We start from the raw sequence: 13,095 nt of genomic DNA on the forward strand, positions 1-13,095 counted from the left end.
GAAGACCTATTTTATAAGTATCTTTGGAGTATGTACGGAATAGTAGATTGTAATAGCTTTTATGCATCGTGTGAGCGTGTTTTTAGGCCAGATTTAAAGGAAAAACCGATTGTGGTGTTGTCTAACAATGATGGTTGTGTGATTGCGCGTAGTAAGGAGGTAAAAGCGTTTAAAGACATTCCGATGGCGGCTCCTGCTTTTAAGTTGATGGATACATTTAAGAAGCATGGAATTCATGTGTTTTCTTCTAACTATCCGCTGTATGGAGATATGAGTTCTAGGGTAATGCACATTATTGAGAAGTATGTAGATGAGATTGAGTTGTACTCTATTGATGAAGCTTTTTTTAAGTTGAATGGAAAGACTGCAGAAGAGGTAAAGTGTATTGGGGAAAAAATACAAAAAGAGATTTTACAACAATTGGGAATGCCTGTAAGTGTTGGGATAGCAGAGAGTAAAGCCTTGGCAAAAATTGCGAATCGGATTGTGAAGAAGTTTTCGGATAAGCTAGGGCATGTTTATGTGATTGGAACGGAGGAACAGCGTGTAAAAGCACTGAAATGGATTGCTGTTGGTGATGTTTGGGGTATTGGTAGAGGCTTGAAGAAGCAATTGAATGCTATGAGTATTGAAAAGGCATATGGTTTTACGTTATTGTCGGATGAATTGGTGCGTAAGCGTTTTTCTGTAGTAGGCTTACGATTAAAGAAGGATTTGGAAGGCAAACCAACAATGCAATTAGAAAAAGGGCTAGATGAGGATCGGAAAATGATTGCGGTAACAAGAAGTTTTCCTAAAGAGTTAAAAGAGTTAAAAGAGGTCGAAGAGCGTGTAGCAACATTTGCCAATAGTTGTGCTGAGAAGTTAAGAGCACAGAAGAGTGAGTGTTCTAGTGCTTATGTTTTTTTGCGATCGAACCGATTTGGAGAGGAGTATGTAAAGTTGAGTGCTGTGGTACATTTTGGTTTTGATACTAGTTCTAGTATTACCATTACGAAAGAAGTGATTCAGAAATTAAGAGAAATTTTTAAAGAAGGCTATGCTTATAAAAAAGCAGGTGTGGTGGTAATGGGGTTGAAGCCAGCGAGTAAACATCAAACACGAATGTTTGGAGATGAGAATCCTAAACATCAGTTATTAATGCATACCGTGGATGCATTGAATGGCAAGTTGGGGAAAGGAAAAATAAAATTGGCAAATCAGGATATTAAAGTGACTTGGAAAATGAGGCAGGAACATTTATCTCCTCAGTATACCACCAATTTTAATGATATTATTAGTGTAAATTGTAGAAAATGAGTTTGACGTTTTACAAATATAAATCGGAGGGTTTTGTGGAAGTCCCTTTTGTAGAGGAAGGAATTAAAGCTGGATTTCCTTCTCCTGCCGCAGACTTTGAAGGGAAACGAATTTCTTTGGATAGAGAGTTGATTAAAAACGAAACAGCTACTTTTTTTGCTAGGGTAGATGGAGATTCTATGGTAGATGCTGGTATGGCAAACGGAGATCTATTAGTAGTAGATAGAAGTTTAGAGCCTGTAGATGGTAAAGTAGCGGTTTGTATGTTAGATGGAGAGTTTACCGTAAAGCGTTTACGAGTTACCAAAGAGGGTGTTTACTTGGTTCCCGAAAACTCAGCGTTTAAAGAGATAAAAGTTGAAGAAGATCAGGAGTTGGTGATTTGGGGGATTGTGACGTATGTGGTGAAGAGTGTTTAGTAATAATTGTGTTATGAAAAAGAAAGAAATACAAGAGAATCAGAAAGTGAAATTTAAATTGAGTTTGGTACTAGTAAGTATATTTTTGATATGCTTACTGAGTTATTTTTTAGGTTTGTTTTTTACCGATGGACTATATGTAGGTGGGGATGAATCAGCTTACAATTCTGCTTATAGAAGCAAGATTGATAGTTTACCAATACAATATGTTGCTCAACGAAAAAATAGTCGAGTAGTATGTTATCAAAGAACCAAGATTGTTGATGGTTTCTATATGGAAGAATTACTTTTAACGAACTCTAAGGAAAGTTTAGGTGGTGAAATTTCTATATCGTTACTAAAAAAAGGAACGGTCTTAGTTAAAAAGAGAAAGAGTAATATATTTTATTTTCTAAAGGATGGAAAAAGCTATGCTTTTAAAATAGATACAAACAGAAATGAACGCGGTGAGTTAGAGAAAAAGGTTTGGCCTTGGGAAAGGGTTGAAAATATTTTAGATAAACATTAGTAATTCTACTAAAATTAAATGCTATGAAAGATTTACTTAAGAATAAATATTCTGGATTACTTTTGGTGATACCTTTAGGCCTGTTTTTGCTATGGCAAGTGATTAATAATTATGATGATCAAAAGGAGGTATCTATATATGGTAAGAAGATTATAGGAGAAGTTGTTAAGTTTGATTATGGATCAAGAGGATTTTGTTCAATAGACTATTCTTATTCTGTAGATGGGAAAAAATACCGAGGTTCAGTAGGTGTAACGAAGTTTGACTGTGAAGATGGAACTAAATGTTGTATAGGAAAGAAGTTCTATGTTTATTACTCAAGCAAAAACCCAGAGTATAGTAGAATATATCTGGGTAAATATGAAAAGTATAAAACCTCTGTTGAATTTTTTAAGTAAGCAGTATGACTATTTATTTTTTGTGGTTTTTGAATCCCGACATTATAGTTTAGAAGAGATATTATAACAGGGTATGGAGTTAAGTTATAATAGAGTAGTTTTCTTCATTTTTTTACAAAAAATAGTAGTATTACATTCGTTTTAAATTGCTGAAACAAGATAGGTTGTTGTTTTGTTCTTGTATCGGGAATTGTTTTATAAAAAAGAAAGAGTTTGGGAATAAAATATGCTGTCAGGTCTAAAGAGCTGTTTGAATCACTTTCGGATATTGCAGAAATTGGTGTTGATACCCCTAAAAGCCTAGAAAAAGTTAAGGAATGGATTGTAGAAAGATTAAAAGAAAGCTTACCTCAGGCTCTTTATACAGATACCTTATCTAAAATATCTTTTGAAAATTTAGGGAAAGGGATGGTTGTACATTATTGTCCTAAAGAGAAGAGTAGGGAGCAAAATCCATTTGTAGCTTTTGCAGATATAGATGCTTTGCCTACACATGATGCTTCTGGTGATAGTGAAAAAGGATGGCATGGCTGTGGTCATAACGGACATGCAACGGCACTTGCAACAGCTTTTGTTACGTATGTTATTAATTCTGAAATGAATCTTAATAATAACGTGTTTGCAGAATTTCAATCAGTGTTTTATGGTGGAGAAGAAACAGGAGAGAATCCTCCTTTGATGCTTGACAAAGGATTACTAGATAAGATTCCGAAGAATGCAAAAGTTTTATTTATCCACAATTCCCCAAGAATACCAAAATTTCATGAAATTCCCTTGTTTGTTTTGGGACGTAATGTGTTGTTTGTAGCAAAAGAAGGGGCTGCAATGGCCGGGCGTGATGTGTTGCAAATTAATTTTGAGGAATCGAAAATAGGTGGTTTTGATGGTTTATTCTCTGCAGTTGACTTTTTAAGAGAAGTTAGAGTACAGACAATTGTAAAGACAAGTTTGTTTTCTAAAAAACCGGGGGACTCTTTTCTTCCTGAAAATCTTGTAAAGATTCAACCAGTGGTATTCGAGCGTTCCGAGATTATTTCTGATAGCAACGTAAAAAGAGACGTGAGTTTTACTATTACTGTAAGAGATGAAGATATTACTGATGTGGAGAAAGTTCTAAGTGAACTCCAGCACAATCTATCATTGAGTAATCGAGTGTCAGAAGATATAAAGGTTGATATTAATAGTACCAAGAATCATAAAACTGGGCAAACTAGTTTTACAATAATCTTCAAAGATTTGGCATCGGGACATGGAGGGCTTTCAAGTGCTCCAGAAAAAAACTCAATATATGCAATGGCTGATTTTGTAGTTGGATTGAGAGATAATAGTGTAATCAAAAATTTGATCCATCACAAAACTTTAATTTTAGATAAGATAAATGATACATCCGTTGAAAACTCGTTAACCACCAATTATGCCATAGGTTTTGACATGCGTTACTACGACTTTAACAAACGAACAGAAGTAGTGAAACTAGTTCAAGAAGTGGCAGATCGTATTCAAGCTAATTATGGAAGTGTTGGACTTAGTAATTTTAAACAGACAAAAAAAATGGTTCCTACTATTAACGATGTGTCCGCGGTTAGGGCTTTTCAAAAGAGTACTGGGTTTGTAGGTTGGTTGTCTTCTAAATTTTTAAAGCCTGTTTCTGCATCAGATACCTTTGGGGCTGTTTTAGAAGCAGCTAGAACAAAAGGTCGTACCGATATTAGTGGTGTATATGGTTTAATGGTGTTTAAAAGTCATGGTCCAGCTTTACATGAAAAAGGATATGAATTCCCTTTGCAACATTTAATGAAATTATCAAATGCTATTGTAAAGGCAATTCCAGAAATGACGAAGAAGTCTAGCTAAAGAGGTTGTGTTTAATTGGTGGTGAGATAGTGCAGTAATGTTTAAGGGAAGATCAGGAGTTGGTGATTCAGGGGGGATCTGGTGAAGAGTGTTTGAATAAATTAATTATGGAAATATATATCCCTTTTGCATTTTTTACATGTGCATTTGTATTAAGGTTTTTTGATAAATCTGCTAGAATATATAATCATCACTTTAAACATTATGATGGTAATATTCATAATGTTTATGTGTCGTTACAACGAATGAAGAATGATTTGAAAAATGCTAATATAGATAGTGGTTTAAAAAAAGAAATCCGAAAAGCTATTCTATATAGAAGATTACATTATCTATTTGTTGTGCTTCTTTTTACAAGTATTTTAACTATGTCATTTATTAAAGGTTAGTTAAAAGATAATAAATTTGCTGTTAAGCGATTACTAATTAATCACCACAAAATGATTTTACTAGATTTTAGAAATTGGGAATTTACGACCCAACAAAAGTATTTGCCCAATGCCCAAACAAAATTGGTGCAAGCAGATTTTGATACACTTTCAGAAATAGGAGATTTTACCATTCTAAAAACAGCCATTCCAGTTTCATTGTCAGATTTGTTTTTAAAGAACGAGGGAACTATTGCAGTTTCGTCTGTTAAAGGAATAGAGCGTTTTTACGAGACTTTTGATGCTGTTTTGGAAATTGAAAACAAGGAGGTAGTGGATTATACCGAAGCGGCTGAAGAAGAAGTATATTTTTATGGAAGTAGTAGTTTGGTGGCGAATCATCCTTTTGAAATTGGAATTTGTGGAGTAAATAGCAAAGCGGATGAGTCTTTATTTGAAGAATATTGTGAGGATTTTGAACTCAACCCTTTTTCTTTTGATTTGCCTGAGAGTTTAGATACAGCTGATATTGCTTTTTTTGTGGAGAGCAGGTTATTTATGTGTTTGGATTATGTGAAAGACAAGAAGCTGAAGAAACAGTTGTTTAGCTTACTGAAGAGCAATGGGATTGAACTGGTAACGTTTACCAAAGAACAAGTTGAGCAAGGTGTGTTTAATATGCTGTTGTTAAAAAATGGTCGCTTGGTGATTGTTAAAACAGCTTATGACTTGTTTACTGAAAAGCAAAAAACAGCAATTTCAGATCTTAAGTTGCAGATTGTGGAGCTTCCGTTTTTAGAAGAAGCTAATGTGAAATTAAGAGCTATTCTATTGTAATTTATGAAACGATTCAAAAGATTTTTTTTATTGCTATCGATGGCAATACTTTTTTATAGTTGTGAGTCTAAAGAAGAGTTTAAGCTGACTAAAAATCAAGTAATAGCTTGTGTTGGAGATAGTACTACTCATGGAAAGAAAAAAGGGTATGTAGAGTTTCTACAACATTATATGGATACAAATCATGCTGATTTAAATCTTACTTTTTTGAATTGGGGTAGAGGAGCTGAGACTATTACAGGACTGACAGAAAAACAATACGAAGTTGAATACAAAAGAAAACGTCCTTTCCTATTCGATCGTTTAGATGCTAAATTAGCCAAAGCGAAACAAAAACCAGAGGTTGCTACTTTTTGTTACGGAATAAACTGTGGGAATTCAGGAGCACCATCCAAAGCGTTGTTTGATAAATACCAAAATGGATTGACTCGTTTTTTGGATAAAATGCAACAAGAAAATATCAAAGTTATTTTAATGACACCTCCTCCTTTTAGTCTGGAAGTGGCAAAACAAAATGGTTGGGTAAGAGAACCGTCGGATCATTATTCTTGGAGAAATCCTTATGAACAATACGATGCTGAAGTGGTTCAGGTTTTTAGGGAGATTGTTTTGAATACAAAACACCCAGCCGTGGTAAAAATTATAGACATCCATTCAGCATTAAAAGCAAATGATGCAAGGTGTTATGGTAAAGATCCTATTCATCCAACTCCGAAAGGCTATCAGTTTATGGGAGAAACCTTTGTAAAAGAAATGGAATTGTAAAAAAAATAAGGCTGTCAATTTTGACAGCCTTATTTTTTATTCTTCGTTTATCTCCGAGTTTTCTTGATGTTCAATACTCACTGTGATTTCGTTTTTCTCTTTATCTAATTCTAGATGAATTACATCTCCTTCATTCAGGTTAGAGTTTACAATTTCTTCAGCTAGTAAATCTTCCACATATTTCTGAATTGCTCTCTTTAATGGTCTAGCACCATATTTCTGATCGAAACCTTTGTCTGCAATGTAGTCTTTAGCTTCGTCACTTAAAGTTAACGTGTATCCTAAATCTTGAATTCGGTTAATCAACTTAGACAATTCAATATCAATAATTTTGTGAATTTCTTCACGTTCTAAAGCGTTGAATAAAATTACATCGTCTATTCTGTTTAAGAATTCAGGAGCAAACGATTTCTTTAAAGCACTTTCTATAATGCCCTTAATATGTTCGTGCTCTTGTTCTTTTTTAGAAGTAGTACCAAAACCTACACCAGAACCAAAGTCTTTAACCTGACGTGCACCAATATTAGAAGTCATAATAATTATGGTATTTCTAAAATCAATTTTACGACCTAAACTATCTGTTACATATCCATCGTCTAAGATTTGTAACAACATATTAAATACATCTGGGTGTGCTTTTTCAATTTCGTCTAATAAAACAATAGAGTAAGGTTTTCTTCTAACTTTTTCTGTTAATTGTCCACCTTCTTCGTAACCAACGTATCCTGGAGGTGCACCTACTAATCTAGAGATTGCAAATTTCTCCATGTACTCACTCATGTCTATACGAATCAAAGCATCGTCAGAGTCAAACATTTCTGAAGCTAGTATTTTAGCCAATTGCGTTTTACCAACTCCTGTTTGCCCTAAAAAGATAAATGACCCAATAGGCTTATTAGGATCTTTTAATCCAACACGGTTACGTTGTATTGCTTTTATGACCTTAGCAACAGCTTCATCTTGACCAATTACTTTTCCTTTTATAGTATTCGGTAATTCTTTTAACTTACTACTTTCTGCTTCGGCAACTCTGTTTACGGGAATTCCGGTCATCATAGAAACAACTTCTGCAACATTTTCTTCTGTTACAGTTTGTCTGTTTTCTTTGGCACTTTCTTCCCATTGTTGTTGCGCAGATGCTAAAGCAGCTTCCATGTTTTTTTCATCATCACGTAACTTAGCAGCCTCCTCATATTTTTGTCCGCTAACTGCTTTGGTCTTTTTGTCCTTTATGTTTTCTAACTCAGCTTCTAGTTTGATGATTTGTTTAGGAACTACAATATTTGTAATGTGAATTCTAGATCCTGCTTCGTCTAAAGCATCAATAGCCTTGTCTGGTAAAAAACGATCGGTCATGTAACGATTGGTTAATTTTACACAAGCTTCAATAGCCGCTTCGGTAAAAATAACATTGTGATGATCTTCGTATCTTCCTTTAATATTGTGTAAAATCTGTACTGTTTCTTCTTCAGATGTAGGCTCTACAATTACTTTTTGGAAACGTCTTTCTAAAGCTCCATCCTTTTCAATATTCTGACGGTACTCATCCAAAGTAGTGGCACCAATACATTGAATTTCACCTCTAGCCAAAGCGGGTTTTAACATGTTTGATGCATCTAAAGATCCAGTAGCACCACCAGCTCCAACGATAGTGTGAATTTCATCAATAAACAGAATAATGTCGTCGTTTTTTTCCAGTTCATTCATCAACGCTTTCATACGTTCTTCAAACTGACCTCTGTACTTAGTACCAGCAACTAAACTGGCTAAGTCTAAGGAAACTACACGTTTGTTAAATAAAATCCTAGAAACTTTACGTTGAACAATTCTTAAAGCAAGTCCTTCTGCAATGGCAGATTTTCCAACTCCAGGTTCCCCAATTAACATAGGGTTGTTCTTTTTTCTACGACTTAAAATTTGAGAAACACGTTCAATTTCTTCGTTACGACCTACTACAGGGTCTAGTTTTTCGGTTTCAGCTAAAAAGGTTAAATCTCTACCAAAATTATCTAATACAGGTGTTTTAGATTTTTTGTTTTGACTTCCTCCTTGTTGTTGGCTTCTTTCAAAAGCACCAGAGTTTCCTCCAGACGGAAAGTCTTGCGAACTTTCGTTTGTAGGGTTGTTAAAAGCATCGTCTATTTCTTCACTAAAATCCTCAGTGTCTCCGTTGTTTAATTGTTTGTATAACGATTTTACATCATTGTAATTAATGTGTAGTTTGTCTAATATCTTCGTAATAGGGTCGTTTTCATTACGTAAAATACATAGCAATAGTAGCGCAGTGTCTACCGTAGTACTATTATACAAACGCGCTTCTAAAAACGTTGATTTTAACGCTTTTTCGGCTTGCTTAGTAAGGTGTAAGTTTTTTCTTTCACCTGCTGGGATAGGTAAGCTAGAAATAGGATGTAACGCTTCTACCTTGTGTTTTAAATACTCAAGGTTTACATCTAAAGCTAATAGCATATCATTAGCTTTACTTGTCTGATTTCTAATGATACCTAACATTAAATGTTCTGTACCAATAAAGTCATGACCTAGTCTGATAGCTTCTTCTTTACTGAAACCAATCACATCTTTTACTTCTTTTGAGAAATTATCATCCATATTCTATCGGTTTTATGATTAGGTTCTACGTAAATTTAGTAGATTTTTTTTAGATAAATTACAAATAACCTGCCATTCTCAAAATAAGACAATTTGACAAGAAAACAAAATGTTGAAAATCAGTTTTTTTCCAGTTTATAAACGATATAAATATTATCAAACTGATACAAAGAATGTTAATAACTTATGTCTAAATTACCTTCTAGATTGACTTGTGAAATCAATGAAAAGGTGTAAATTGCTACGTTGATAATAAAAAAATAACTTAAGATTAATATACATGGTAGAAGGAGAAAAGCTGATCCCGATTAATATAGAAGAGCAGATGAAATCTGCGTATATTGATTACTCTATGTCTGTAATTGTGTCGCGTGCACTGCCAGATGTTAGAGATGGATTAAAGCCGGTACACAGGCGTGTTCTTTTTGGAATGCATGAGCTAGGAATTAAATCTACAGGGGCTTACAAAAAGTCTGCGAGAGTTGTAGGAGAAGTATTAGGAAAGTATCACCCCCACGGAGATACATCGGTATATGATTCAATGGTACGTATGGCTCAGGACTGGAGCGTACGTTACATGATGGTTGATGGACAAGGTAACTTTGGGTCTGTTGATGGAGATAGCCCGGCAGCAATGCGTTATACTGAGGTTAGAATGCAGAAGATATCAGAAGAAATGTTATCTGATATTGAGAAGGAGACCATTGATTACAAGTTGAACTTTGATGATACCTTGAATGAGCCAACGGTTTTGCCAACGCGTATACCTAACTTATTGGTAAACGGAGCTTCTGGTATTGCAGTAGGTATGGCTACGAATATGGCACCTCATAATTTAACTGAAGTCATAAACGGTACCGTTGCTTATATAGAAAATAGAGAGATAGAAATAGATGGGTTAATGGAGTATATAAAAGCTCCAGATTTTCCTACAGGAGGTACCATTTATGGATATGACGGTGTAAAAGATGCTTTTCATACAGGAAGAGGTAAGATTGTAATGCGTGCCAAAGCTACTTTTGAAGAAGTTAAAGGTAGAGATTGCATTATTGTAACCGAAATACCTTATTTGGTGAACAAGGCAGAAATGATTAAAAAAACTGCTGAGTTAGTTAACGAGAAAAAGTTAGAAGGTATTGCAAATATTCGCGATGAGTCTGACCGTAAGGGAATGCGCGTTGTGTACGTTTTAAAGAAAGATGCTATTCCAAACATCGTTCTAAACAAACTATACAAGTATACTTCTTTACAAACTTCTTTTAGTGTTAACAATATTGCTTTGGTAAATGGTAAGCCAGAGATGTTGAATTTAAAAGATTTAATTCATCACTTTGTAGAGCACAGACACGAGGTAGTTACTCGTAGAACAGAATTCGATTTAAAGAAAGCAGAAGATAGAGCTCACATATTAGAAGGGTTAATTATTGCTTCGGATAATATTGATGAAGTAATCAAATTAATTCGTGGATCTAAAAGTCAAGACGAAGCTCGTGAAAAGTTAATGGCTCGTTTTGAGTTAACCGAAGTTCAGGCAAGAGCTATTGTAGCAATGCGTTTAGGGCAGTTAACAGGACTAGAGCAAGATAAGTTACGTGCAGAATACGATGACTTAATGACTTTAATTGCTGATTTAAAAGATATCTTGGCAAGTGAACCAAGAAGAATGGAGATTATTAAGAACGAATTAATTGCTATTAAAGAAAAATATGGTGATGAAAGACGTTCTGTAATAGAATATGCAGGAGGAGATATGAGAATTGAGGATATGATTCCTGATTCTAAAGTAGTAGTTACTATTTCTCATGCTGGATATGTAAAGAGAACTCCATTATCTGAATATAAAACTCAAAACAGAGGTGGTAAAGGACAAAAAGGTGTGGCAACAAGAAACGAAGATTTCTTAGAGCACTTATTTGTGGGAACTAACCACCAGTATATGATGTTTTTTACGCAAAAAGGAAAAGTATTCTGGATGCGTGTGTACGAAATTCCAGAAGGAACTAAGGTATCTAAAGGTAGAGCGTTACAGAACTTAATCAACATAGAGAATGATGATAAAGTAAAAGCATTCTTGGTAACTCAAGATCTTAAAGATGAGGAGTACATCAATAGTCACTATGTGATTATGGCTACTAAAAAAGGACAAGTTAAAAAGACTTCTTTAGAGCAATACTCAAGACCAAGAACAAATGGGGTACAAGCCATTACCATTAAGGAGGAAGATGAATTACTAGAAGCTAGATTGACAAATGGTGAAAGCCAAGTGATGTTGGCATTAAAGTCTGGTAAGACAATTCGTTTTGAAGAAGAGAAAACAAGACCAATGGGAAGAACTGCATCTGGAGTTAGAGGTATTACCTTGGCTCATGATGAGGATGAAGTAATTGGTATGGTTTCTGTACAAGATATGGAAAGCGATATCTTAGTAGTATCTGAAAAAGGATATGGAAAACGTTCTAAATTAGACGACTATCGTATTACAAACAGAGGTGGTAAAGGAGTTAAAACCTTAAACATTTCTGATAAAACAGGAGAGTTGGTAGCTATTAAAAACGTTTCGGATAGTGATGATTTAATGATTATTAATAAGTCTGGAATTACCATTAGAATGGATGTTGACCAACTAAGAGTTATGGGTAGAGCAACACAAGGAGTTAAATTAATTAATATTAAAGATAACGACTCTATTGCTGCTGTAGCTAAGGTGATGAAAGATGATGAGGAGGTAGAAGTTGAAGGAGAAGTAAATGATGCTGAAACTTCTGGAGAAGGGACTATTGAAACTAATCAAGAATCATAAATAATCAAAAATGAAAAAAGTAGCAGTACTTGTTTTGAGTTTGGGGATCTCACTTTCCTCAGTAGCTCAAAAGAAGGAATTAAAAAAGGCAGCTAAATTAGTAAAGTCCTTTAAAGTAGGAGAGGCTAATAAAGCATTAGCAGCTCTTAAAGAAACTGTAAAAGGTACTGAATATGAATCTCAGTATTATTTCCTAAAAGGAAAGAACTTTTATGGTAAAATGAACAAGAAGAACTACGGAAAAGCTTACAAAGAGTTTTATAAAGCGGTTCAGATAGAAGCTGAAAAAGGGCAAAAAGAATATTCTGAAAAGTCTATAGGCTACATGGAAGGAATCTCTGATTTTTATTTTAACAAGTACTCTGCTGCTGTAAAGAATAAGAACAATGAAGAGGCTGGAAAAATAATGGAAAGATATTCTTACCTAACTCCTCAGAGAAGAGATATTTTAAGATTGGCTTTGTTGAATTATCAAGAGGCTAAGAATAACGAAAAAATGGCAGAAGTTTTAGAGTTATTATTAAAAAAGGAAAAAGGAAATACTCTTTATATTGCTAAGAATGTTCACATGAACAAAGAGGATGAGTTTTTTACAAAAGCAGCAAGAGATCTTGCAGTAAAAATTAAAACTCACGAAGCACCAAGAGAGGAAAAAACTGAAAAACCAGCAAGATTAGAATATTTAAACTTATTGGTTAGAGTTTATCACCAATCTGGAAAATCTGATAAAGTATTAGCAACTTTAGAAAGAGCTAAAAAAGAGTTTCCTAAAAACGCAAAGATATATAAGGACTATGCTTCTATTGTTTACGCAGGAGGAGATAAGCAAGCTTATTTAAAAGCGTTAGAGGAAGCATTAAAGATAGATCCAGTAGATAAAGATTTGTGGTTTAACTATGGTGTAATTAGTCAAGATTTAAAATTGACTGAGAAAGCAGTTTCAGCTTACGAGAAAGTAACAGAAATAGACCCTAACTACAGAGGGGCATACATCAACAAAGGTTTAACAATCTTAGCAGAAGAGCAGTCTTTAATTGATGAATTAAATAACAATTTAAGAAATAGAAAAAAGTACAAAGAGATTGATGCGAAAATCAAAGCAATGTACTTAAGAGCTATACCTGCTTTTGAAAAAGCAAATGAATTAAAAGCAGATGAAGGTATTAAAGCGAGTTTGATTAATTTGTACAATTCTGTTGGACAAAAAGATAAAGCTGCAGCTTTAAAATAGTTTTAA

At 34.2% G+C, this 13,095-nt stretch carries 10 protein-coding genes; 9 read left to right on the top strand and 1 reads right to left on the bottom strand.

Features of this window, described 5'->3' with window-relative positions:
• Positions 1-30: 30 nt before the first annotated feature.
• The 7 genes from ACXHHC_RS12770 (at position 31) to ACXHHC_RS12800 (ending at position 6,448) form a co-directional block, all read left to right on the top strand.
• Positions 31-1,299, top strand: coding sequence for a Y-family DNA polymerase (locus ACXHHC_RS12770; RefSeq protein WP_458226762.1), 1,269 nt, complete (start codon positions 31-33; stop codon positions 1,297-1,299).
• Entirely contained in the window at positions 1,296-1,718 is a 423-nt protein-coding gene (locus ACXHHC_RS12775; protein ID WP_458226763.1) for a LexA family protein, read from the top strand. Before ACXHHC_RS12770 ends, ACXHHC_RS12775 begins: the two co-directional genes overlap by 4 nt.
• A gap of 13 nt (positions 1,719-1,731) precedes the next feature.
• Positions 1,732-2,226, top strand: a complete 495-nt coding sequence (locus ACXHHC_RS12780) for a hypothetical protein (protein WP_458226764.1) — start codon at positions 1,732-1,734, stop codon at positions 2,224-2,226.
• Between the two features lie 23 nt (positions 2,227-2,249).
• Positions 2,250-2,624 (top strand): hypothetical protein, encoded by a 375-nt coding sequence (locus ACXHHC_RS12785; RefSeq protein WP_458226765.1) that lies wholly within the window; start codon positions 2,250-2,252, stop codon positions 2,622-2,624.
• A gap of 213 nt (positions 2,625-2,837) precedes the next feature.
• Positions 2,838-4,478, top strand: a complete 1,641-nt coding sequence (locus ACXHHC_RS12790; RefSeq protein ID WP_458226766.1) for a M20/M25/M40 family metallo-hydrolase — start codon at positions 2,838-2,840, stop codon at positions 4,476-4,478.
• Between the two features lie 440 nt (positions 4,479-4,918).
• On the top strand, positions 4,919-5,683 hold the full coding sequence (locus tag ACXHHC_RS12795; protein WP_458226767.1) for an arginine deiminase-related protein: 765 nt from the start codon (positions 4,919-4,921) through the stop codon (positions 5,681-5,683).
• Between the two features lie 39 nt (positions 5,684-5,722).
• Positions 5,723-6,448: a GDSL-type esterase/lipase family protein gene (locus tag ACXHHC_RS12800; protein ID WP_458226768.1), complete on the top strand. Its 726-nt coding sequence runs from the start codon at positions 5,723-5,725 to the stop codon at positions 6,446-6,448.
• 36 nt (positions 6,449-6,484) lie between these two features.
• Here ACXHHC_RS12800 and ACXHHC_RS12805 read toward each other — a convergent pair whose 3' ends face one another.
• Positions 6,485-9,058, bottom strand: coding sequence for an ATP-dependent Clp protease ATP-binding subunit (locus ACXHHC_RS12805; protein ID WP_458226769.1), 2,574 nt, complete (start codon positions 9,056-9,058; stop codon positions 6,485-6,487).
• A gap of 280 nt (positions 9,059-9,338) precedes the next feature.
• Here ACXHHC_RS12805 and gyrA point away from each other — a divergent pair, with 280 nt between their 5' ends.
• Positions 9,339-11,858 (top strand): DNA gyrase subunit A, encoded by a 2,520-nt coding sequence (gene gyrA / locus ACXHHC_RS12810; protein WP_458226770.1) that lies wholly within the window; start codon positions 9,339-9,341, stop codon positions 11,856-11,858.
• Between the two features lie 10 nt (positions 11,859-11,868).
• Positions 11,869-13,089 (top strand): hypothetical protein, encoded by a 1,221-nt coding sequence (locus ACXHHC_RS12815; protein WP_458226771.1) that lies wholly within the window; start codon positions 11,869-11,871, stop codon positions 13,087-13,089.
• Positions 13,090-13,095 lie beyond the last annotated feature (6 nt).

The organism is Wenyingzhuangia sp. IMCC45574 (assembly GCF_054182685.1).